The sequence below is a fragment of the Prochlorococcus marinus XMU1408 genome, assembly GCF_003208055.1.
GTDB lineage: Bacteria > Cyanobacteriota > Cyanobacteriia > PCC-6307 > Cyanobiaceae > Prochlorococcus_B > Prochlorococcus_B marinus_A.
The window spans coordinates 216,572-237,984 of record NZ_QJUE01000002.1 but is presented as its reverse complement, the minus strand read 5'-3'; the positions used below and the strand labels follow the sequence as shown (position 1 = coordinate 237,984).

Here is a 21,413-nt window from a genome sequence, read left to right as displayed (position 1 = left end):
TTAATGAAAAGTAGTTATCTTTTCGAAAATATTCAAACACTTGAAGGATCCAGATCAACTTTAAAGAATCAAACTGTTTTAATAAAAGATGGCGTAATCAAAGCATTTGGTAAAAAAGCTCTTCAAAATGCGGAACTTTTAAATATAAAGCCAAAAAATGCTAAAAATATGCTTCTAGCACCTTGCCTCGTTGACCCTCACTCGTTTTTGGAATCTCCTTTTAAAGGGAAAGCAGAGAATATATATACACTAATCAAAAAAGCAACAGTTGCTGGATATGGCCAATTAGGAATTTTGCCAAGAAGTAATTTATGGAGAGATCAAATTGAATCAATTATTTCTTTAAAAACTATCAATAGCGAGGTTTTAATTCATATATGGGGAGCTTTTAGTCTAGGTGGAAAAGGGATTTCCCTCTCTAAACATTCTGATCTACTACAAAATGGAGCCATTGGCTTAGCTGATGACGATTTCACTCCTCCCATAGAACTTCTTAAGCAAGGGTTTTCACTTGGAGAAATGAAAAAATCGCCTGTACTTTTAGCACCAAGAGATATATCCCTTCAAGCAGAAGGAATGTCTAGGGAAAGCGTAGATACACTAAGAGCAGGCTGGCCTCCTGACCCTATCGAAAGTGAAATTCTTCCTCTTGTCCAATTACTAGAGCTTCACAAGCAATATCCTGATATTGCTCTGCGATTAATGAATATATCAACTTCTGAAGGTGTTTCAAAACTTAAGGATGCTTACTTAAATCCACTAACAACTGTCCAATGGTGGCATCTAGTAACCGACAACTCCTATCTTTCTCCTTTTGACATTGGTTGGAGCGTAACACCCTCATTAGGATCTCCAAAAGATAGAGCATCACTCATAAAAGGATTAGAAGAAAATGTTTTAACAGCAATATCTGTTCACTCCACCCCTACAGATGATTCGGAAACCAAGCAGCCTGCAAATAGAAGAAAAAAAGGTATTAGTGGATACAACTTAGTCCTGCCTTTGCTCTGGGATCAATTAATAAGGAAGTCAGGTTGGGAAGTAGAGAAATTATGGGAAAAACTAAGTTTTGGTCCATCTAAAGTAATGAACCAACCTGAAGAAAAATTAAGTTTAGATAGTAACCGATGGTTATTGTTTGACCCTGAAAAAGAATGGGTCCAATCTAATGAAAAAAATAATTTAACAACCGCTACCAATCAACCGATGAAAGATCATAAGATATGCGGGAAAGTTATAGATTGTGGGCTTATTAATCAAGTTTACCAAAACGACTAATAGGCCAAAAACGCCAGGTTGCCTTGCCAATTATTTCTTTCTCGGGTAAGAATCCTCCCGATGGCCAAAACCGACTATCCCAACTATTAGCTCGATTATCACCCAATACAAATATATGTCCTTGTGGAACAATTGTAGTAATCGGACGACATAGATTAAATTTGTCTTTTTTTGGACAAAAGTATTCAACATATGGTTCATCTATCGATTTATCATTTAAGACAAGAGTTCCATTTTCATTAATCAAGAGACGATCACCTCCTACAGCTATTACACGTTTGATATAAGCATCACAAGCCCTATCTCTCAAAGTAGGTATCCATGAAATCAATGGGAAGGTTATTAAAGAACATTTAAATTCAGACGGAAGTTGTTTTTTCCTATCAGCTATCAATTTCTTATCAAAAGAATACGGTGAGTTAAACACTACTATTTCCCCACGAAAAGGAGCTCTGTTACGCAAAGATATTTTTTCAACAATAAGTCGATCATTCACCTTCAATCCAGGAAGCATTGAGCCAGACGGGATATATCTAGCTTCTGCGACAAAATGACGAATACCAGCATATAAAAGAACAGTTAGAGAAACAGGTCCCCACGTATCAAAGAAAGAACGCCACCATGATTTCTTATTTTGTTTCCTTAAGTTCAAATGATTTGGCTGCACTAGTTTATGAATATTAAATATATAGCTTACTTTATTTCTATAAACTACTTAATTAAGTCAATGCTAGCCCTAATATAAATTTCATAATAATTTTTCAGCCCACTTTTCTTCTTTAAATCCAACTAAAAGGCATTTATTAGACTTATATAAAAAAGGTCTCTTTATTAATCTAGGTTCTATAAAAAGTTTCTCAAAAAATTCTTTATCACTCATTTTCTTAACAACCTCTGAGCCAATTGTCCGATATATCAGCCCACTTGTATTTAAAAGATATTTTCTTCCCCCATATACCTCACTTGCAGAGACAAGCATTGCCTTAGTAGGAGGAATCCCTAAAATATCAATTAATTCGAAGGGAATGTCGTTATTTTCAAGCCATTTAATAGCTCTCCGACAAGTAGAACATGAAGAATAACTAAATAATTTCAAATTTCTGAAAATATTAGAGTAGTAAGTTAATAAAAAAAAATCAAATTAATATAATTATTATTTTCCTTGATCATATTGATGAGCCTTTATGCAGCTTTTCAATAAATCATCAACAGCATCAAAATCTCTCCATCCGTCAATTACAATCACTCTCCCCTCCAAGCTTTTGTAGGTTCTAAAAAACTCAGCCACATCCTCCAATTGGTTCTGAGCTATTTGCTTAATAGTATTTATTTCTCTTTGTCTTGGATCGGCTGTAGGAACACATAAAAGCTTGCCATCATAAGCCCCCGAATCATGCATATCAAGGACTCCAATAGGTCGAGCCTTGATCAAACAACCTGCAAAAGTTGGTTCTTCCATTACAACCATTGCATCAAGCGGCGCCCCATCCTCAGCAAGAGTATTTGGAATAAATCCATAATCAAAAGGATATCTGACTGAAGAGTGCAATACTCTATCAAGAGCCATAATTCCCGCAGAGCTAAAATATTCATATTTGTTTCTACTTCCAGCTGGAATCTCAACAACTAGATTTACTAATCCAGGTGATGGTGATGGGGGAAGATGACTCAAGTCCATTCTGTTTTATGGAAGTCGGTATAATACTTTTTTGTGTATCTGGTCTTTCACTGATAACTGCTAGTAATGGAATGCCTAACATTACAAATACTATTGCTAAACCAATTAAAGAAGTTGAGGTACTATTAAAACTGTAAGGATCTTCATCATCAGAAGAAAGTTGATCAGTTTCTTTATTGAAAAAGGAAGAATCAATCTCTGAAGATTGCTTCTTAATTAAATGAGGTTCCAAATCCATGCAAGGTTTTTAATAGATCAACCGTTAGTAGAATGTGCGTAAATCAATTAAAGAATTTAATTCAGATGATAATTATATAAATATTATCCCACATTCAAGAAAACTAAGCAGCCTTTCTATCAGTATCTTTTAGATGATTTGGAATAGTTTGTTTAATTTCAGAATTCCCTTCTAGTTGATTTCTAATAATCCTTAATTCCTCAAGTATTGCATTTAGAGTATTTTGAGTTTCTGAAGATGGTGAATTAAATATTTCAACAGTTACTTCCTTAATTCTAAGAATATCTTTTGCGAATCGAGCAACTTCATTAGGATGAAAAAGCAATTGATCTTTTTGATCACTTCTAAATTCTGTATTTAATTTTTTGGGATTGAATGGTGGATTAAGATTTCTTGTGTCGGTATTTGTATATCTGTATACAGAAGCTCTGGATCTATTCAACGTTTTTTGAACTTCATCAATTGTTAATAATGAGTCTGCTGAGTTGGCAACTGTATTCAATACTTTATCTATAGACTCCTCTGCTCTTCCGTTAATGCCTGAATTTACTGAACCGTTAAACATTGCCAAAGGATGCGTCTAAAGAAATATGTGAGAGAAGTTAGCAGATGAATCAAATTATCACCACGTACATTTGAACACTTTATAAAAACAACATGATTCCCGCACAATCAATGTTGATCTTCTTCTCGCTTTCGCTCGAAGTACTAATGTCAGAAAGATTCACATTTTAGGCTTATGCGCGTCTCCCGCCTAATGCTTACAACCCTCAGAGACGTCCCTGCCGAAGCAGATATCACTTCACATCAATTACTTTTAAGAGGAGGTTTTATCAGGAGGCTCACAGGAGGTATTTATGCATATATGCCATTGCTTTGGAAAGTTTTAAAAAAAATAACCTTAATTGTTGAAGCAGAATTGGAGAAAAAAGGCTGTCTTCAAACTCTTCTTCCTCAACTACAGCCTTCAGAATTATGGGAGAAGAGTGGCAGATGGAAGTCTTATACAGAAGGAGAAGGCATTATGTTCAGCTTAAAAGATAGACAAGGTAAAGAGCTTGGATTAGGACCAACTCATGAAGAAGTAATAACACAAATAATTTCTCAAACTATTCATTCTTACAAACAATTACCAATAAATATATTTCAAATACAAACAAAGTTTAGAGATGAAATTAGACCGAGATTTGGATTAATGAGAAGCAGAGAATTCATCATGAAAGATGCTTACTCGTTTCATGCTAATGAGAATGATTTAAAATCCACTTACATAGATATGAAAAATGCCTATGAAAATATTTTTACACAATGTGGCCTAGATTTTGTTTGCGTAGATGCTGATAGTGGTGCTATTGGAGGAGCTGCTTCTCAAGAGTTTATGGTTACAGCTAAAACCGGAGAAGACTTGATTTTAATAAGTTCTGATGGGAATTATGGGGCTAACGAAGAAAAAGCAGTTTCAATTATTGACGAAGAAAAATTATTAGATATTAATAAAAAACCTGCAATAATTAAAACTTATAATCAAAAAACGATAGAGGAATTATGCAATCATAATGATTTTCATCCTACTCAAATCATAAAGGTTCTAGCTTATATTGCAACCTGTGATGACAATAAAAAATACCCGGTTCTTATTAGTATTAGAGGTGACCAAGAGTTAAATATTGTAAAACTTTCGAATGAAATAAGTCATAATTTAAAACAAAACGTTTTAGAAATTAGAGCTATTTCAAATGATGATCTGCTAAAAGAAGGTATTTTAAATATCCCATTTGGATTTATAGGGCCCGATCTCAATGATAATGTTCTCTCAAATGCCAAAGTATGGGAAAAAAAATTTATAAGGCTTGCTGATTTTTCGGCCAAAGATCTTAAAATTTTTATATGTGGAAATAATATTGAGGATGAACATAGAGTATTTTATAATTGGGATTTACTTAATACAAATCAGCAGACATGTGATTTAAGAAAAGCCAAAGCCGGTGATAGGTGTTTCCATGATAAAAATCAAAAATTAAAAGAATGTAGAGGAATAGAAATAGGCCATATTTTTCAATTAGGTACTAAATACTCCAAATCACTAAATGCTAATTTTACCAGTGATCAAGGCATAGAAAAACCATTCTGGATGGGATGCTATGGTATTGGAATTTCAAGATTAGCTCAAGCAGCAGTAGAACAAAACCATGATGATTCAGGTATTATTTGGCCAGTATCAATTGCACCCTTTGAGGTGATAATTATAATTGCCAATATTAAGGATATTAATCAAAGAAATTTAGCTGAGGAAATATACAAAGAGTTAATAAACAATCGAATTGATGCATTACTTGACGATAGAGATGAGAGGGCTGGAACAAAGTTTAAAGATGCAGACCTTATTGGCATTCCATGGAGAATAGTTGTTGGGAGAGAAGCTAATTCTGGCAGAGTTGAATTACACAATAGAAAAACCAAACTTACAGAGTCATTTGATCAAGTATCTATTTTAAAAAAGCTTTCAGAAGAATTTAATAAGTAAAAACTATAAATTTCGCCCAAAGGACTCTAGAGTCTCATGTAACTGCAAAATAAAAATGATTTCTGCCTTTCATCACCTCTCCACCAGGATGGTGAGGGCAGCTTTGGCTATTTGCCTTGGCTTATGCCTAATACTCTTTCAATTCGCTTCAGAAGTGAATGCAGCTAAAACACTAATGACTGGAGACTTTGCAAAAGACACTATTTCAGTCTCCTCAGTTTTAAAAGAAACCATAACTTTACCTAAAGAAGATAAAGGTCTTTCAGAAGCAGAAAAAGAAGCTGTTTTTCTAATAAGCGATTACATTTCTAGATATAGAAATCGATCTCAAGTAAATACCTCTGATACCTTTACAACAATGCAAACTGCACTAAACGCTTTATCAGGTCATTACAAAACTTTCGCAAACAGACCAGTTCCCGAAAATCTCAAAGATAGATTAAACAAAGAATTATCCAAAGCAGAGAAATTAGCACTTAGAAATAATTAAAGATAATCTTTAATTCATTTCTTTGACTCAGGGTAGGGCGGTCTGCAAATCTTGGATCTTCTAAAGTAAATCGGTTTCGAGCCGAGTTTTCTTCCTTGGCAAATGTTGTAGTCATAGGCGCTCAGTGGGGTGATGAAGGTAAAGGCAAAATCACCGATTTGCTTAGTCGCTCCGCAGATGTTGTTGTTCGCTATCAAGGTGGTGTGAATGCTGGTCATACAATTGTTGTAGAGAACAAAGTTCTCAAATTGCATTTAATACCCTCCGGGATCTTGTATCAAGACACGATTTGTCTTATTGGGTCAGGAACAGTTGTTGACCCAAAAGTAATGATTAAAGAAATAAAAATGCTTGAGGATAACGATATAGATATATCAGGACTAAAACTAGCCTCAACTGCCCATGTAACCATGCCCTATCATCGGCTTCTTGATATGGCAATGGAGAAGAAAAGAGGTCTCCAAAAAATAGGTACTACTGGTAGAGGAATTGGGCCAACATATGCAGACAAATCTCAAAGAAACGGAATCAGAATTATTGACCTACTTAGCAGGGAAAAGCTTCAAGAAAGATTAAAAGTCCCTTTAGCTGAGAAAAATGGATTGCTACAAAAAATTTATGGAATTGAACCATTAATCCTTGATGAAATAATTGAAGAATATTTAAGCTATGGAAAACAGCTACAAAAACATATTGTTGACTGCAATAGAACTATTCATCAAGCAGCCAGAAAAAAGAAAAATATATTATTTGAGGGCGCTCAAGGAACTCTTTTAGATCTTGATCACGGTACCTACCCTTTTGTAACTTCATCTAATCCGGTATCAGGAGGGGCCTGTATTGGCGCTGGAGTAGGTCCTACACTTATTGATAGAGTTATTGGAGTTGCTAAAGCCTATACAACTAGAGTTGGCGAAGGGCCTTTCCCAACAGAATTGCAAGGAAGTATTAATGATCAACTCTGTGATAGAGGGGGGGAATTTGGAACTACTACAGGGCGAAGAAGAAGATGTGGTTGGTTTGATGGCGTAATTGGGAAATACGCAGTTGAGGTTAATGGATTAGATTGTCTAGCTATTACTAAACTGGACGTTTTAGATGAACTTGATGAGATTGATGTATGTATCGCATATGAACTTAATGGTAAGAGAATTGATTATTTTCCAAGTAGTGTTGAAGATTTTGAAAAATGTAAGCCAATTCTTAAAAAGCTCCCTGGCTGGAGGTGCTCTACAGAAAATTGTCGTCGCCTAGAAGATCTTCCCCCTGCTGCAATGAGTTACTTAAGATTCCTTGCTGAGCTTATGGAAGTTCCCATAGCAATAGTTTCCTTAGGAGCTAACAGAGATCAAACAATTGTCATTGAAGACCCTATTCATGGACCTAAAAGAGCTCTTCTAAATTCCTAAAAAGAGCGAATTCAACTTTTATTTTTAAAAAATTAATTTGATGAAAGAAAGAATAAACGAATCCTCTCTTGACGTTGTAGGTATTGGAAATGCAATTGTTGATGTATTGACGAAAATAGATGATTCTCTTCTTGAAAAACTATCTTTCAAAAAAGGTTCAATGACCTTGATTGATGAAAATAAAGCAAAAGAACTTTATGAAATAGTCAACAATGGTATCCAAAAATCAGGGGGTTCTGTTGCTAATTCTTTAGCATGTGTATCCCAACTTGGAGGCAAGGCAGCTTTCATTGGAAGAGTAAGAAATGACAAACTTGGAGAAATCTTTACAGAAGAAATTTCAAGAACTGGAACCATTTACAAGACTCCACCTTCTTCAGCAGGCCCATCAACGGCACGGTGTCTGATTTTTATTACTCCAGACGCTCAGAGAACTATGTGCACTTACTTAGGCGCTTCAGTTTTACTAGAACCTAATGATCTAGACCTTTCTATTGTCAGAGAAGCTAAAATACTTTATTTGGAGGGATACCTGTGGGACAACCCCGCCGCTAAAAATGCATTTATAAAAGCTGCAGAGATAGCTAAAAATGCAGGCAGAAAAGTTGCTTTATCTCTTTCTGATTCATTTTGTGTGAATAGACATCGAGAAAGTTTTATAAAGCTAGTTGAAGATTACATTGATATACTGTTTGCAAATGAAGAAGAAATAACATCACTATATAAAACTTCTAATCTAAAATTAGCAATTGAGAAATTGAAACCAAAATGTGAAATCACTGCAATAACATTAGGCAAAAACGGTTCAATTCTAATTGTAAATGGAAAAGAAATAATTATAGATCCTTATATTCATGGCAATGCTATTGATACTACAGGTGCAGGCGATATTTATGCTGGAGGTTTTTTAAAAGGACTAGCAAATAATCTAGATCCAGCAATATCTGCAAAAATTGGATCTATTTGCGCAGGACAGATAGTTACACAGTTAGGTTCTCGATCAAATACTGATCTTTTAAATTTGATCAACAAACATTTGTAATGTCTAAGCAGTTCATTATCAAAAAGAATTTACCCACTGTTGAAAATCTTTATTAGCTGAAACAGGGAAATAAATTATTTCTGGTACTTCGTAGCTATGGCATTGAGATATCTTATTGCAAACTTTATTTAGGTTTTCCTCCTTACACTTAATTATTAATTGTACTTCTTTTGATTGATTTATTTTTCCTGCCCACCAAAAATGTGATTCTACTTGCTTAAATGTTACACAAGGTATTAATTTCTTTTCCAAAAGTACATTCGCCATCTTATATGCTTTTTTTTTATCTGCTTCAGTGGTTATTATCAAGTAAATTCCTTGACTAAAATCAGAATAAACCATGAATTTCTAATCTATTTCATAACATATTAATAGATTTTAATTTTTCACTTAATTTGTCATAGCTATCTATTGAATTAATATTTTCATATTTACATGGTCTCTCCAATAACCAAAGGTCAATACCAATACTTGAACAAATTCGATGCCATAACATTTCATTAGCTCCTCCTGATTGCCTGCAAATAACTCCATCTATAGCCCACCGTCTTATAAGTGCTTGTTCAATTTTTCCATTACTTGAACCTGATGGATTGAGAACTGCAAAATTTGTGTGGATAATTGATGAAGACAAAGCTTTTTTTATACTCTCTGGATTAGCTAAAACTCTTGCATATACATTAGCTCCTGAATCTCTTAAAAGAAGCAATGCTTCCCGAAGGCTTCTAACACCTAAGGCCAGCAAAATAGATTTATTTTTTAAATTATAATTACCCAAATCACTAAATTTTTTTATTAGGAATGCATTTGAAATCTTATTTTTTGGTCTTTCATATCTTATAAATGGTTGATCTAGTTGCTTACAAACATTTGAGATGGCCGATGTTATTTTTAAAGCGAATGGATGAGTAAGATCTATGACACAATGAAATCCACCATGATTATTTCTTGCATTAAAAATTACACTTCGAATATCTTCCTCACTTATCAAAGCTCCGATTAATATTTTCTCTAAATTTAATTTTTCATATGGGATTGAAGCTCTCTCCGACACAACACTCACAGTGATTTTCCAACCTTCTTTTAATAAAGACTTAGCAAAGGCATGACCTTCACCTGTTCCTGTTAACAACCAAAGATGTGGCTGGCATTTTTTCCTTATATCCATCAAAATAAACCTCAATAACTAAAGAGAAAGAATGAATCATTGTATGCTTGAGGTTTTGGTTAAAAAGGCCCCAACAGTTCGCTTTACCCAAGACAACAAAACTCCATTAGCCGAAATCGAAGCTGAGTTCGACAGTCTTCGTGCTGATGATCCTCCAAGCTCAATAAAAGTTATTGGATGGGGGAAATTAGCAGAAGAACTGCAAAACAAAGTTCAAGTCAATTCTAAATTAGTAATAGAAGGACGCTTAAGAATGAATTCAGTTACTAGACAAGATGGTACAAAAGAAAAACAAGCTGAATTTACTCTTTCTAGAATCCACCCACTTTCAACAAACATAGCTCTTTCATCAATTCCTTCCAAAACCCAGTCAAATCAAAAAAACAATTCTGCAACTTCTTCAAATAACGAAAGTGTCAAATGGGATAGCTCACCATTAATACCTGATACAGATGATATTCCATTCTAGATTGGATTAGGAATTTTCTTCAATGTATTCATTAGCCCTAGTCAAGAGATGACCTAACTCTCTCTCCAACGCAGCCAGATCAGGTCTAAATTCAGGCCAGCTGCCTTTATCTAATTGTTCAAGGATCAAAGACCTATCCTTATTTAATTTTTCAACAAGTTCAGTTAACTCATTAAATTTGTGAGTGTGTGAGGCCATAAGACTGTCTCCTTAAAACACATCTGCCCTAGATTTTAGCCAAAATTACATTCATGAATAAACTTCTTTCACCGGGGAATCTCATCACCATAGGAGGAGCTTCCCTCTCTTTAATAGGCTTAACAGCCTATTTCACTGATGCAACAAACCTAAGTGTTCCGACTTTCTTCTACGGAGTACCAATTTTTCTAATTGGCATATCACTAAAAACCACTGAAGTGCCTCCTGCCCTAAGAGTGGTTTCTGCAAATAAATTTGCCAAAGAAAGAGAAAAGGGCCCTGAAGAACTGGGCAAATTAATTAAAGATGTGACCAGATGGCGTTATGGGCAATCTTGCCAGCTTGAAGCATCACTTAGAGTATTAAAGCTTTGGGATATCGATAATCCACCCCAACTAATTGAAATAGAAGAATTAGTTAAAGATGGTAATTATGGCTTACGAATGAGGTTTGAAATGGCTGGCGTACCTTTAGAAAGATGGAATGATAAAAAAGAGCGGTTAGGAAGATTTTTTGCTAAAGGTTTATGTGCTGAATTATTTTGCCCCACACCTGGTGAAATTGATCTAACCCTACTTCCACCAAAACAAGAAGAAAATCAAAAAGAAAATGAATAGAAAAGAGCAAAAAACTAGCTCAGCTAAAAATTTTAATAAGCCTTTTAGTGACAAAGACTCAATGAGAGTTTCTGTCTTAAGCGAGGCACTTCCTTACATTCAGCGTTTTGCAAACAAAAGGATCGTAATCAAATATGGTGGCGCAGCTATGGTAGACAAATCACTTCAGAATGCTGTTTTAAGAGACATCGCTCTCTTAGCATCTGTTGGAGTTCAAATAGTAGTCGTTCATGGTGGAGGACCAGAAATCAACCAATGGTTAGAAAAATTAGGAATAAAGCCAGTTTTTCTTGATGGTCTGCGTATTACCGACACTAAAACCATGGACATAGTTGAAATGGTTCTTGTAGGGAGAGTCAATAAACAGATAGTAAGTGGAATTAATAATCACGGAAGTTTAGCCGTTGGACTATGCGGTATAGATGGGGGATTAATTGAAGCAAGACCTTTTGGGGGTGGAACCCATGGGCTTGTGGGAGAAGTTGCAAAAGTAAATATAAAAGTATTAAGTCCACTCCTCGAAGAAGGATATGTCCCTGTCATTTCAAGTGTCGCCAACTCCTCTGATAGCAGATCACATAATATCAATGCTGATACTGTTGCTGGAGAACTTGCAGCAGCACTATGTGCTGAAAAATTAATCCTTTTGACAGATACTCCTGGTATTTTAAGGAATGCAAATGATCCGTCTTCTTTAATAGAAAAGATACGTCTATCAGAAGCTAGAGAATTAATTGATCAAGGCATCGTTAAAGAAGGCATGAAACCAAAAGTTGAATGTTGTATTCGCTCACTCGCTCAAGGTGTCAATGCTGCACACATTATTGACGGAAGAACTCCTCATGCCCTTTTATTAGAAGTATTCACTGATGCCGGTATTGGAACAATGGTTATGGGCAGAGGTTAAATGTCAAACTCAGCTTCGGCTATAAAAGCTGCTGAAGCTGCCCTTGATAAAGGTGATTATAATCTTTGCATAAAAATAATAGATCCCTTACTTTTATCCTTCTCAACAGCTACACCAATCGGATCACAATTAAGACTCCTAAAAGTCACTGCTTATATGGGTCTAGGTGATGAACAAAATGCAATTAATATTTGTCAGACTTTAATCAATAGCAAAGATGCGAATGTTCGTCAACAGTCTAAACAACTCCTTTCAATACTTGATGCACCGTCATTACCAAGGCCTTCAAACTGGTCTGTAGAAATACCAAAAATAGAGATGGAGTCATCTTTAAAGTCATCATCTAGAAAACCAAAAAGAAAAAAGAAAAAAGTTAATCATCCTCCAACTGGTCCAACCAAAAACCTAGACTTTGGATTTTCAATAATAACTTTATTAATCATTTCGTTGTTAGCCTTTCTCTTGAGTGGTTGTGTTGATATATCAACAAACTTGAGTATTACTAGTTCAAATCGACTAAAAATTTCACTTGATATTGATAGCATTTCTAGCAAATCAATTCCATGGCAAATAGAATTTGCAGATAATCTTGCTAAAGAAAATAGTGTTTTTAAAATCCAAGCCGAAGGAAATAAACAACATTTTGAATCACCTACTATTCGATTTGAAGAGGCAAATGAATTACTTCAACAAATAACCTCAGTAGTTTCAAATACCAGCGGATTCAATATTAATAAACCTGAACTAACTACAACTAATCGAAATTGGATAATTGGCGCCAATCAAAATTTGAAAATTTATTTTGACTTAAGAGAACTTCCAAAAGTTCCTGGATTAAAATTAAATTTAATAATACATGGCATTCAAAATAAAAATAACTTCAAAACTCAACCTCTAGAACCTATCTTTAAAAAAGGGCTAACATCATTACCTCTTAAAATCGGACAGATTAATCAATTAGAGGTTTCCTATTGGAAATGGAACCAAATTGCAGTTGGGCTTATCTTAATAATTTCTCTGATTTTAATAAGCTTATTCCTTCAAACATTTCGTCTCAATATGGGATTCGGTTTTCCTGAACTGCCACCTTAGCGAAGTTTCCACATTTCAAAGCTGAAGAGGATCAGGGTCAATAGAAAGACTTACTCCTTTTGGCAAATCTTTCCATAATTCAGATCCATAAGGAAGTGGAATTTGACTTGATTCAGGACCGTATAAAAGCAGTTGCCAACGGCTTTTACCAGCAACCCTCTCAACTAATGAAGGTGCTGGACCAACCAATTTCCAACCTTTTTGACTGCAAAAATTACTGATTTTAGATGAGATATGAAATGCTCCATTTGAGGTCAGTTCTGAAGATTCACCTGAAAACCTTAATAAACATGCACGACTGTATGGAACTAACGCTGCTTCTCTTCTAGTCTTTTCCTCTTGCTTAAGAAACTCTTCATACCTCCCATCAATTAAATGAAGAATCACTGGGTGATCAGGACAATAAGTTTGCACTACTACCTTCCCAGGTTGCTCACCTCGTCCCGCACGACCAGCTAATTGCATGAAAAGTTGAAGAGTTTCCTCTGTAGCCATTAAATCAGGACGATGCAATAAACCATCTGCTGCTAGAACGACGGCAAGGGTAACTTTTGGTAGATCCATACCCTTAGAGAGCATCTGAGTTCCTACCAAGATATCGGCATTACCTTTGGCAAATTTTTCAAGCAATAATCTATGGCCATCACGGCCTCTAGTTGTATCTCTATCAAACCGTAACAAGCTGATCCCCTCTAGCTCTCGTTCCAAATGATCAATAACTCTTTGAGTTCCCGTTCCAAATGGTTTAAAAGCATTTGAGCCACATTCTCCACATCTATCATTAATTTTAGAGCGAAAGTCACACCAATGACAACGTAGCCATTGATTTCCCTCTTTAGAGCGATGCACAGTTAAAGCAACATCACAATGTGGACATTGGACAACCTCACCACAACTACGGCAACTTAGAAAGCTGCTATACCCACGTCTAGGCACTAAAATTATAGCCTGATTTCCATTATTTTTTAGATTCAAAAGTTGTTTTTTTAGATATCTACTAATTAAGCTTCGATTACCAATAGCTAATTCTTCACGCATGTCTACAACATTAACCATTGGTAATTTACGATTTAAAATTCGTCGAGTTAATCTTGCGACAATAATATTGCCTTTGGGTTCTATATCCCTCCAAATACTCAAAGATGGAGTTGCTGTTCCAAGTATTACTTTAGCTCCTATTTTTTTTGCTCTATCAATTGCTAAATCTCTTGCATGATAACAAGGCATAGGGGATTCCTGTTTATAAGAACTGTCATGTTCTTCATCAAGCACTATCAATCCTAAGTTAGATAATGGAAGAAAGATTGCTGATCGAGTGCCAATAAAGATACTAGGTGTTCTTGTTTCCAAAGATTTCTTCCAAGTATCTATTCTCTCTTGAGGCGAGCAATTACTATGATATTCAAAAACATTTTCTCCGAATCTCTTTCTAAAGCGATCAACTAATTGTGGTACTAATCCAATTTCAGGCGTAAGTATCAGACAATGCCTACTTGCAGATAACTCAAGTGCAGCAATTTGTAAGTACACCTCCGTCTTTCCAGATCCGGTAATGCCCCAAAGTAGAAGAGTTGAGCCATTTTGAAGAGACTTATATTTTTCTTTAGCTAATTTTTGCTCTAATGTTAAAGGTTGAGAATCCTCAATTTTTAAGATCCTTTGATCATTAGATTGCTTATTATCAGAAGAATCATTCAGAAAAAGACGTTTTTCTCTTTCTCCGCAACCAGTCAAAATAAAGTTTTTAATTAGTACTGAGGAGAATCCTTCACCCTCCAAATCTTTTTGCCATTTCCCTCCTCCATTTAAAAGAAGATGTTCCTTTAACTCAATCTGTCTGGTAGATATATCACCCTCAAAACTTTTGCTAGACAATTTCACCCACCAAAGTTTTTTAGACCTTTTTGATAATTTCGACCTCCCCAACCAACCTGGAGGTAAAGCAGCCTTAAGCATCTGAAAATCACTTACGAATAATTCACGAGCCATTTCGCCAAGCCACTCTCTCCATTCTTTTTTGATAGCTGCCTTTTGAACCAAGGAAACCACATCATTAAATGAAATATTATTGAGGTTTTCTTTTGAATTTATTTTTCTTTTTTTGACTACCAAGCCCTGCATAAGTCGCCCTTTTAGACGAACTGTCACGACATCGCCTAACTCTATGTGTAAATTATTTCCATCTTGATAAGAGAAACATCGCCCTTCTCTACCCACATGCAACCAAATATCAAAGACAAAAGGATTCATATCATTGTTTAATACTTGCCGACTTCAGAAATTTTTCTTACCATTGGATTGTTAACAGCTTTAAAGCTGTTGTGGAGCTTGCAAGATCCCACCCAAAGGGAAGACTAGAAGCTTTGCCTACATTAGGAATAATCCTATTGTGAGGCATGCCGGTCTGAGAAATCCCCTGACATCCTTGCATACAAATTGATTACCGTTCTTCAACGAAACATCCTTACTTACTGTTGTAAGTTCTTAATTTATATCATGTGATTTTTCGCAAGATTCATCACGATTAAGGACAATGTCAAATTAGAGTGTTTTTGTTGAAATTCTACAAATTAAATAGTCTTTCCTGAAATATTTTCTCTAGGAGATTCCTTCCATTTTTAGGTAATAACATGAGTTCTGCAACAGACCAAAAAACAATCGAGAAAGTTACTTCTAAGAAAAAGAAGAAGTCTAAAAACTTGTCTATAAATCAGGAAACAAAAAATAATTCAAAAAAAATCAAAAAAACTTCCGCCAAAGAAAAAGTGACTAAAGAAACTCAAACTCCTCCTCAAGAATCATCAAATGATCTTAAAATCGATTTAGATCTAGAGGCGGATAAATTAATTGCTGAAGCAGACAAAGTAACTGAATCAGAAATCGATCTTGATGATGACGATAATGTCTCCATGCTTTCAAGTGCTCAAGAGGCAGCAGCTAAGGCTTTAGCAAGCATAAAAATTGGGCCAAAAGGGGTTTACACAGAAGATTCTATAAGGGTTTATCTGCAAGAGATTGGTCGAATAAGACTGCTCAGGCCAGACGAAGAAATTGAATTAGCAAGAAAGATAGCTGATCTTCTTCAATTAGAAGAGGAAGCTGCTCAGTTTGAAAGTGAGAATGGTCATTTCCCCTCTGTTAAAGAATGGGCAAATCTTGCAGAAATGCCATTAACTCGCTTCCGCAGGCGGTTAATGCTTGGCAGAAGAGCAAAAGAAAAAATGGTGCAATCAAATCTACGGTTGGTAGTTTCAATTGCAAAAAAATATATGAATAGAGGTTTATCCTTTCAAGATCTAATCCAAGAAGGAAGCCTTGGTCTAATTCGTGCAGCGGAAAAATTCGACCATGAGAAAGGATATAAATTTTCAACTTATGCTACGTGGTGGATTAGACAGGCAATTACCAGAGCAATTGCAGATCAAAGCAGAACAATTCGTTTGCCAGTTCATCTATATGAAACTATTTCACGTATCAAGAAAACCACTAAAGTTTTAAGTCAAGAATTTGGAAGGAAACCAACCGAGGAAGAAATTGCCGAAAGTATGGAAATGACTATCGAGAAACTTAGATTTATAGCCAAGAGTGCTCAACTCCCCATTTCTCTAGAAACTCCTATTGGGAAAGAAGAAGATTCTAGACTTGGTGATTTTATTGAGGCAGATATTGAAAACCCTGAGCAGGATGTAGCAAAAACCTTATTAAGAGAAGATTTGGAAGGTGTTCTCGCCACATTAAGTCCTAGAGAAAGAGATGTTCTTAGACTTCGTTATGGTTTAGATGATGGGAGGATGAAAACACTTGAGGAAATTGGACAAATTTTTGATGTAACCAGAGAGCGAATCAGACAAATCGAGGCCAAGGCCTTAAGGAAGTTACGTCATCCAAATAGAAACGGAGTACTTAAAGAATATATAAAGCTAAATTAAAAAAATTAAACTATAACCTTTACTTTTCCTAACAAGAAATACAAATATTTGGTTAGATCATAAATTTCATTTCACATCAACCTTATTAAATTATTTTCCAAGAATTTTAATTTGGTAAGGTTGACTGCTTAAGGTAATGAAATAGAAAATATTTGCTAATGACACTAGACCAACTGCGCATCGCCTCTCGCCGAAGCCAGCTGGCCATGGTTCAGACGAACTGGGTACGAGATGAACTACAAAAAGCCCATCCTGATATTGCTATCACTATCGAAGCAATGGCTACGCAGGGTGACAAAATACTTGATGTAGCATTAGCGAAAATAGGAGATAAAGGTCTTTTCACTAAAGAGCTTGAAGCTCAAATGCTTCTTGGTCATGCCGAAATTGCAGTACACTCACTTAAGGATTTACCAACAAACCTTCCAGATGGATTAATTCTTGGCTGCATAACAGAAAGGGAGGATCCTTCGGACGCGTTAGTCGTTAATGAGAAAAATCAAATTTACAAACTAGAAACGCTGCCAGAAGGTTCTGTAGTGGGGACTAGTTCATTAAGAAGGCTTGCTCAATTGCGATACCATTATCCACATCTTATTTTCAAAGATGTACGAGGAAATGTTATTACACGATTAGAAAAGCTTGACTCAGAAGAATATGACTGTCTTATCTTGGCTGCTGCTGGATTACAAAGACTTGGTTTTGCTAATCGAATACATCAGTTAATTCCAACAGATATTTCACTCCATGCAGTAGGACAGGGTGCTCTTGGTATTGAATGTGTAAGTGGTCAAAAAGAGGTACTAGATATTTTAAAAACACTTGAACACGAATCAACATCTAAAAGATGTTTAGCAGAAAGGTCTTTCCTTAGAGAGCTTGAAGGAGGATGTCAAGTTCCAATAGGCGTTAGAACTGAAATTAACAACGATGAATTAATTCTTGAAGGTATGGTTGCAAGTTTAGATGGTAAAAGATTAATTAGAGATATAAAAAAAGGCTCTGTAAGCGCTGCAGAGGAAATCGGAATAGACTTAGCAAACGAATTAAAAGGCCGTGGTGCTGGAGAAATATTAGAAGAGATATTCAAGTCTGCAAGGGCCTAAATCGCTCGAACAATTTAATTAATTAAATTCGGATTTATTTCAGATAAGTAGCGCTCCTCGCAAGATTTAATAATCTGAACTGCTTTTTCAACACCAAAGAAACCGTTTACAGTACAAGTTCCTGGTTTTTTAAGATCTTTATAATGCTCCCAATAATAAGTTGTTTCATTAAGCCAGTGCTTGCCTAATTGCTCAAAGCTTTTTATGTGATCCATCCTTTTATCATCTGCTATTACGCCAATAACTTTGTCGTCAACTTCACCTCCATCATCAAAGGTCATTATTCCTATAATCCTTGCCTCAACAATTGAACCAGGGATCAACGGCTCTGTAACACTCACAATTTCGATATCTAATGGATCGCCGTCTTCATCCCAAGTACGTGGAAGACATCCATAAGCGAACGGGTAGGCGAGGGAAGAATATCCAACTCGATCAAGCTTTAGATGCCCCGTTTCAGTAATAAGCTCGTATTTATTTATGGTATTTGAATTTAACTCAACGATAGTATTGACTCTAAGTTCAGATTCATTGGCAAACGCAGGTAAAACATGAAGCAGATTAGGCATTGTTCTGCTAGGTGCTTGGTCAAGGTTAGCCATAGTATTTTTTTATGTTCTTACATGGTAAATCAACACAGTAAATGCAAATGAAGTTATGGCAAATAATTTAGAAAAGTTTCAACAAAAAATATGCCTTAATTAATTTTTATGCTAATAAATATATATTTTAATCAGCGATTTTAGAAAGCTTTTCAAGTTTATTGTCTAAGTATTGAAGAAAATAATTTGGTGATAATGTTTCTCCAGAGACCCTCTTTACAAGTTCTTCGGAATCTAAACTTCTCCCATAATGATGAACATTTTTACGAAGCCAACTCAAAATTTTGCTGATTTCCTTTGATTCAATAAGATTTTCAATTTTCCCTAAATCTTTTTCAAGAGTTTTTGTTAACTGAGCGCTAATGAGATGACCAAGCAAATAAGAAGGAAAATAACCAAACATCCCCTCACTCCAGTGAACATCTTGCAAACACCCTTCAGTATCATTTTTTGGAGAAACTCCTAGAAGGTTCAAATACCTTGTATTCCATTCATTGGGTAAATCTTCCACAGGTAGTCCTTTTTCAAGAAGATCAATTTCCAAATCAGTCCTAATCATTATGTGCAAGCCATAACTGAGTTCATCTGCCTCTACTCGATTCAATCCTGGAGTGAATGGATTTAGATTGACCCATAAATCATTTCCAGAGTGAATTGGAGCACCTGCATTCTCAAAATGATGCCAAAAAGACTTTGCGAATGAAAAGCTCCTAGCAATTCTATTTTCCCAAAATAGAGATTGACTCTCATGAACAGCCATAGAGGTTGCTTGACCTAAAGGCCATGCAAACCATTGGTGGCTTTCTGAAGGCAAGCCTTGTTCATAAAGAGAATGTCCCCACTCATGAGCAGTAGCTAATAAGCAAGAAAGTGGCTGACCTTTAACTATTCGAGTCGTAATTCGATAATCATCTGGACCTAAAGTTATGGAGAATGGATGTGGGGACTTAGCTATAGCTGTATTAGAGGGATCTCTAGACCAATCATTTAAAAGTATTTGACAAAGCTTTTCTTGATCGTTAATTGCTAAATCCCATTTTTCAATCTTTTTGTTAGTAACAATAGAAGCCCTATGAATCAATTCTGGCAATCTATTTTTTAAAGGTTCAAATAGTTCCTTTACACGATTAATCGTTAAGTTCGGCTCAAACGGTTGTGCAAGTGTCTCCCAACAAGTTCTATCTTCACAAAGTTGATTGGATTCTTCTTTTCGTAATGTAATTAGTTTTTTGAGAGCTTGCGAAAAGCACTGAAAATCATTATTTTTCCTAGCTTCCTGCCAACACATATAACCTTCAGACTTTGCGGTTGCAAGCTCAACAACCAATTTAGGATCTAAACTTTTTTGTCTATTGAAATCCTGCTCAAGCAAATCAAGATTTTTAAACCTATCTGTTAAGAGCTGTGATTCCAAATCATCGTTTTGTTTTAAATTTTGAAGTTCAGATTTTGCTTCTTTTATTAAAATTTCGAACTTTTCACAACTTTGTCTTGCATGAAGTTGTTTAGCTAAAAAACTTAATTGCTCTCCTCTCCAAGAGGAACCAGCAATAGGCATAGTTGTATTTTGATCCCAGTAGAGAGTGCTTTGTATAGATCCCAACAACTGCGTATCTTTTAGGTAATCTCCTAAAAGCTGCCAAGCAGACTTTGACAAAGTAGTCCATTTAATATTTGTGTAATACTAATATCAAATTGATGAAAAAAGATTTATATTTCATCAATTTAAAATAATTTAAATTTTAAGTTCTTAATTTAATTATTCATGATTTGAAAATAAAAAAGATTATATCTTTTTATAAGATCTAAGTCGAAATTCATTGACTTAATAGAAAGGCAACAAACCTGTTAGAATTTATAGATTAAGGTTAAATGGTTTATTAGGAATGGATCAGGTTTTATCAACTTTAGATTTCGAGACGAATGGACAAGGCTTTACTGATATAACAAAAGATATAAATCATTGGATTAAAAATTACAAGCTTCATAAAGGAATACTTCTTATTTTTCTAAAACATACAAGCTGTAGTTTAATTATAAATGAAAATGCGGACATCAATGTTCTTAAAGATTTATCAACTTACATGAAAGCCATTGTGCCCGAAAAGGGATTTTATCCAATTGACAGAAGTGATAAAAGAATAGAATATCTTCATTCAGAAGAGGGATTTGACGATATGCCTGCTCATATAAGAACAATGCTTACCTCAAATAATCTTAGCTTCAGTGTTGTTGATGGCAAATTAGAAATAGGCTTATGGCAAGCAATTTATATTTGGGAACATAGAACCTCAAATAAATCAAGGTCATTACAATTGCATGCAATTGGTGATTTTGATTTAAATTAAAATTAGATAGAAAAAACTCATGGTTTCTTTAATAGAGCAAAATCAACTAGATTATTTTAAAGAAAAGAACCCTTCTTGGATAATAGATAATAAAACCATAAAGAAGGAATTTAAATTTGATAATTTTATTGATGCTTTTGGCTTTATGAGTAAGGTCGCCCTTTTATCTGAAAAAATGGATCATCATCCAAATTGGCAGAATACATATAATAAAGTTAAAATCGAATTAACTACACATGACAAAGGTGGAATTACTACTAATGACATCAAGCTTGCTGAGTCTATTGATAAATTAATCAATACCTAATTTATATTATT

General features: G+C 35.0%; 25 protein-coding genes. 13 read left to right on the top strand and 12 right to left on the bottom strand.

What is annotated here, in order from left to right:
- Window positions 1-3 precede the first annotated feature (3 nt).
- Complete coding sequence (locus DNJ73_RS02805; protein WP_158466194.1) at window positions 4-1,278, top strand: dihydroorotase; 1,275 nt, start codon at window positions 4-6, stop codon at window positions 1,276-1,278.
- On the opposite strand, the gene lepB is transcribed toward DNJ73_RS02805, so the two are convergent.
- The 5 genes from lepB to DNJ73_RS02780 all read right to left on the bottom strand — a co-directional run bounded on the left by lepB (window position 1,253) and on the right by DNJ73_RS02780 (window position 3,759).
- A complete protein-coding gene (lepB, locus tag DNJ73_RS02800) occupies window positions 1,253-1,930 on the bottom strand; it encodes a signal peptidase I (RefSeq protein ID WP_257473341.1) in 678 nt (225 codons plus the stop codon). The genes DNJ73_RS02805 and lepB overlap by 26 nt on opposite strands.
- A 96-nt stretch (window positions 1,931-2,026) precedes the next feature.
- Window positions 2,027-2,374 (bottom strand): Spx/MgsR family RNA polymerase-binding regulatory protein, encoded by a 348-nt coding sequence (locus DNJ73_RS02795; RefSeq protein ID WP_158466192.1) that lies wholly within the window; start codon window positions 2,372-2,374, stop codon window positions 2,027-2,029.
- A 57-nt stretch (window positions 2,375-2,431) separates the two neighbouring features.
- Window positions 2,432-2,956: an inorganic diphosphatase gene (locus DNJ73_RS02790; protein ID WP_158466191.1), complete on the bottom strand. Its 525-nt coding sequence runs from the start codon at window positions 2,954-2,956 to the stop codon at window positions 2,432-2,434.
- Window positions 2,898-3,194, bottom strand: coding sequence for a hypothetical protein (locus DNJ73_RS02785; RefSeq protein WP_158466190.1), 297 nt, complete (start codon window positions 3,192-3,194; stop codon window positions 2,898-2,900). The genes DNJ73_RS02790 and DNJ73_RS02785 overlap by 59 nt, the downstream gene beginning before the upstream one ends.
- A gap of 103 nt (window positions 3,195-3,297) precedes the next feature.
- Window positions 3,298-3,759, bottom strand: coding sequence for a resolvase (locus DNJ73_RS02780; protein WP_158466189.1), 462 nt, complete (start codon window positions 3,757-3,759; stop codon window positions 3,298-3,300).
- A 174-nt stretch (window positions 3,760-3,933) separates the two neighbouring features.
- On the opposite strand from DNJ73_RS02780, the gene DNJ73_RS02775 reads away from it, so the two are divergent.
- The 4 genes from DNJ73_RS02775 (at window position 3,934) to DNJ73_RS02760 (ending at window position 8,659) form a co-directional block, all read left to right on the top strand.
- On the top strand, window positions 3,934-5,718 hold the full coding sequence (locus DNJ73_RS02775; protein WP_158466188.1) for a proline--tRNA ligase: 1,785 nt from the start codon (window positions 3,934-3,936) through the stop codon (window positions 5,716-5,718).
- Between the two features lie 55 nt (window positions 5,719-5,773).
- On the top strand, window positions 5,774-6,208 hold the full coding sequence (gene psb27, locus DNJ73_RS02770; RefSeq protein ID WP_158466187.1) for a photosystem II protein Psb27: 435 nt from the start codon (window positions 5,774-5,776) through the stop codon (window positions 6,206-6,208).
- A gap of 95 nt (window positions 6,209-6,303) precedes the next feature.
- On the top strand, window positions 6,304-7,617 hold the full coding sequence (locus DNJ73_RS02765; protein WP_158466186.1) for an adenylosuccinate synthase: 1,314 nt from the start codon (window positions 6,304-6,306) through the stop codon (window positions 7,615-7,617).
- Window positions 7,618-7,657: 40 nt separating this feature from the next.
- On the top strand, window positions 7,658-8,659 hold the full coding sequence (locus DNJ73_RS02760; protein WP_158466185.1) for an adenosine kinase: 1,002 nt from the start codon (window positions 7,658-7,660) through the stop codon (window positions 8,657-8,659).
- Window positions 8,660-8,677: 18 nt separating this feature from the next.
- On the opposite strand, the gene cutA is transcribed toward DNJ73_RS02760, so the two are convergent.
- Together cutA and DNJ73_RS02750 are read right to left on the bottom strand one after the other, a co-directional pair.
- The gene (gene cutA / locus DNJ73_RS02755; RefSeq protein ID WP_158466184.1) at window positions 8,678-9,001 is read right to left on the bottom strand and encodes a divalent-cation tolerance protein CutA; all 324 of its coding nucleotides are present in this window, start codon (window positions 8,999-9,001) and stop codon (window positions 8,678-8,680) included.
- Window positions 9,002-9,017: 16 nt separating this feature from the next.
- Window positions 9,018-9,827, bottom strand: coding sequence for a precorrin-6A/cobalt-precorrin-6A reductase (locus DNJ73_RS02750; RefSeq protein ID WP_158466183.1), 810 nt, complete (start codon window positions 9,825-9,827; stop codon window positions 9,018-9,020).
- 31 nt (window positions 9,828-9,858) lie between these two features.
- Here DNJ73_RS02750 and DNJ73_RS02745 point away from each other — a divergent pair, with 31 nt between their 5' ends.
- On the top strand, window positions 9,859-10,296 hold the full coding sequence (locus DNJ73_RS02745; RefSeq protein ID WP_158466182.1) for a single-stranded DNA-binding protein: 438 nt from the start codon (window positions 9,859-9,861) through the stop codon (window positions 10,294-10,296).
- Window positions 10,297-10,302: 6 nt separating this feature from the next.
- Here the strand turns inward: DNJ73_RS02745 and DNJ73_RS02740 are convergent, their stop codons facing one another.
- On the bottom strand, window positions 10,303-10,494 hold the full coding sequence (locus tag DNJ73_RS02740; RefSeq protein WP_158466181.1) for a hypothetical protein: 192 nt from the start codon (window positions 10,492-10,494) through the stop codon (window positions 10,303-10,305).
- A 53-nt stretch (window positions 10,495-10,547) separates the two neighbouring features.
- Here DNJ73_RS02740 and DNJ73_RS02735 point away from each other — a divergent pair, with 53 nt between their 5' ends.
- The 3 genes from DNJ73_RS02735 to DNJ73_RS02725 all read left to right on the top strand — a co-directional run bounded on the left by DNJ73_RS02735 (window position 10,548) and on the right by DNJ73_RS02725 (window position 13,110).
- Window positions 10,548-11,111, top strand: coding sequence for a DUF2854 domain-containing protein (locus DNJ73_RS02735; RefSeq protein ID WP_158466180.1), 564 nt, complete (start codon window positions 10,548-10,550; stop codon window positions 11,109-11,111).
- Between the two features lie 61 nt (window positions 11,112-11,172).
- Entirely contained in the window at window positions 11,173-12,018 is an 846-nt protein-coding gene (gene argB / locus DNJ73_RS02730) for an acetylglutamate kinase (RefSeq protein WP_374027161.1), read from the top strand.
- Window positions 12,019-13,110, top strand: coding sequence for a DUF3153 domain-containing protein (locus DNJ73_RS02725; protein WP_158466178.1), 1,092 nt, complete (start codon window positions 12,019-12,021; stop codon window positions 13,108-13,110).
- Between the two features lie 15 nt (window positions 13,111-13,125).
- On the opposite strand, the gene priA is transcribed toward DNJ73_RS02725, so the two are convergent.
- Together priA and DNJ73_RS09730 are read right to left on the bottom strand one after the other, a co-directional pair.
- Entirely contained in the window at window positions 13,126-15,360 is a 2,235-nt protein-coding gene (gene priA / locus DNJ73_RS02720) for a primosomal protein N' (RefSeq protein ID WP_158466177.1), read from the bottom strand.
- A gap of 37 nt (window positions 15,361-15,397) precedes the next feature.
- The gene (locus DNJ73_RS09730) at window positions 15,398-15,541 is read right to left on the bottom strand and encodes a hypothetical protein (RefSeq protein ID WP_187152538.1); all 144 of its coding nucleotides are present in this window, start codon (window positions 15,539-15,541) and stop codon (window positions 15,398-15,400) included.
- A 199-nt stretch (window positions 15,542-15,740) separates the two neighbouring features.
- Here DNJ73_RS09730 and rpoD point away from each other — a divergent pair, with 199 nt between their 5' ends.
- Together rpoD and hemC are read left to right on the top strand one after the other, a co-directional pair.
- Window positions 15,741-17,039, top strand: a complete 1,299-nt coding sequence (rpoD, locus tag DNJ73_RS02715; protein WP_158466176.1) for an RNA polymerase sigma factor RpoD — start codon at window positions 15,741-15,743, stop codon at window positions 17,037-17,039.
- 158 nt (window positions 17,040-17,197) lie between these two features.
- Window positions 17,198-18,145, top strand: a complete 948-nt coding sequence (gene hemC, locus DNJ73_RS02710) for a hydroxymethylbilane synthase (RefSeq protein WP_158466175.1) — start codon at window positions 17,198-17,200, stop codon at window positions 18,143-18,145.
- 14 nt (window positions 18,146-18,159) lie between these two features.
- Here the strand turns inward: hemC and DNJ73_RS02705 are convergent, their stop codons facing one another.
- Both DNJ73_RS02705 and DNJ73_RS02700 read right to left on the bottom strand, forming a co-directional pair.
- Entirely contained in the window at window positions 18,160-18,747 is a 588-nt protein-coding gene (locus tag DNJ73_RS02705; RefSeq protein ID WP_158466174.1) for an inorganic diphosphatase, read from the bottom strand.
- A gap of 127 nt (window positions 18,748-18,874) precedes the next feature.
- Window positions 18,875-20,404, bottom strand: a complete 1,530-nt coding sequence (locus tag DNJ73_RS02700; RefSeq protein ID WP_158466173.1) for a carboxypeptidase M32 — start codon at window positions 20,402-20,404, stop codon at window positions 18,875-18,877.
- 229 nt (window positions 20,405-20,633) lie between these two features.
- Between DNJ73_RS02700 and DNJ73_RS02695 the strand changes: the two genes are divergently transcribed.
- Together DNJ73_RS02695 and DNJ73_RS02690 are read left to right on the top strand one after the other, a co-directional pair.
- Window positions 20,634-21,095: a secondary thiamine-phosphate synthase enzyme YjbQ gene (locus tag DNJ73_RS02695; protein ID WP_158466172.1), complete on the top strand. Its 462-nt coding sequence runs from the start codon at window positions 20,634-20,636 to the stop codon at window positions 21,093-21,095.
- A gap of 19 nt (window positions 21,096-21,114) precedes the next feature.
- The gene (locus DNJ73_RS02690; protein WP_158466171.1) at window positions 21,115-21,402 is read left to right on the top strand and encodes a 4a-hydroxytetrahydrobiopterin dehydratase; all 288 of its coding nucleotides are present in this window, start codon (window positions 21,115-21,117) and stop codon (window positions 21,400-21,402) included.
- The last annotated feature ends 11 nt before the right edge of the window (window positions 21,403-21,413 follow it).

Coding starts and splice junctions, on each gene's coding strand:
- DNJ73_RS02740 (WP_158466181.1), bottom strand. CDS start 10,494: ATGGCCTCACACACTCACAAATTTAATGAGTTAACTGAACTTGTTGAA.
- DNJ73_RS09730 (WP_187152538.1), bottom strand. CDS start 15,541: ATGCAAGGATGTCAGGGGATTTCTCAGACCGGCATGCCTCACAATAGG.
- DNJ73_RS02735 (WP_158466180.1), top strand. CDS start 10,548: ATGAATAAACTTCTTTCACCGGGGAATCTCATCACCATAGGAGGAGCT.
- DNJ73_RS02705 (WP_158466174.1), bottom strand. CDS start 18,747: ATGGCTAACCTTGACCAAGCACCTAGCAGAACAATGCCTAATCTGCTT.
- hemC (WP_158466175.1), top strand. CDS start 17,198: ATGACACTAGACCAACTGCGCATCGCCTCTCGCCGAAGCCAGCTGGCC.
- DNJ73_RS02780 (WP_158466189.1), bottom strand. CDS start 3,759: ATGTTTAACGGTTCAGTAAATTCAGGCATTAACGGAAGAGCAGAGGAG.
- rpoD (WP_158466176.1), top strand. CDS start 15,741: ATGAGTTCTGCAACAGACCAAAAAACAATCGAGAAAGTTACTTCTAAG.
- argB (WP_374027161.1), top strand. CDS start 11,173: ATGAGAGTTTCTGTCTTAAGCGAGGCACTTCCTTACATTCAGCGTTTT.
- DNJ73_RS02695 (WP_158466172.1), top strand. CDS start 20,634: ATGGATCAGGTTTTATCAACTTTAGATTTCGAGACGAATGGACAAGGC.
- DNJ73_RS02775 (WP_158466188.1), top strand. CDS start 3,934: ATGCGCGTCTCCCGCCTAATGCTTACAACCCTCAGAGACGTCCCTGCC.
- DNJ73_RS02805 (WP_158466194.1), top strand. CDS start 4: ATGAAAAGTAGTTATCTTTTCGAAAATATTCAAACACTTGAAGGATCC.
- DNJ73_RS02785 (WP_158466190.1), bottom strand. CDS start 3,194: ATGGATTTGGAACCTCATTTAATTAAGAAGCAATCTTCAGAGATTGAT.
- DNJ73_RS02760 (WP_158466185.1), top strand. CDS start 7,658: ATGAAAGAAAGAATAAACGAATCCTCTCTTGACGTTGTAGGTATTGGA.
- DNJ73_RS02745 (WP_158466182.1), top strand. CDS start 9,859: ATGAATCATTGTATGCTTGAGGTTTTGGTTAAAAAGGCCCCAACAGTT.
- cutA (WP_158466184.1), bottom strand. CDS start 9,001: ATGGTTTATTCTGATTTTAGTCAAGGAATTTACTTGATAATAACCACT.
- priA (WP_158466177.1), bottom strand. CDS start 15,360: ATGAATCCTTTTGTCTTTGATATTTGGTTGCATGTGGGTAGAGAAGGG.
- DNJ73_RS02790 (WP_158466191.1), bottom strand. CDS start 2,956: ATGGACTTGAGTCATCTTCCCCCATCACCATCACCTGGATTAGTAAAT.
- DNJ73_RS02690 (WP_158466171.1), top strand. CDS start 21,115: ATGGTTTCTTTAATAGAGCAAAATCAACTAGATTATTTTAAAGAAAAG.
- psb27 (WP_158466187.1), top strand. CDS start 5,774: ATGATTTCTGCCTTTCATCACCTCTCCACCAGGATGGTGAGGGCAGCT.
- DNJ73_RS02750 (WP_158466183.1), bottom strand. CDS start 9,827: ATGGATATAAGGAAAAAATGCCAGCCACATCTTTGGTTGTTAACAGGA.
- DNJ73_RS02725 (WP_158466178.1), top strand. CDS start 12,019: ATGTCAAACTCAGCTTCGGCTATAAAAGCTGCTGAAGCTGCCCTTGAT.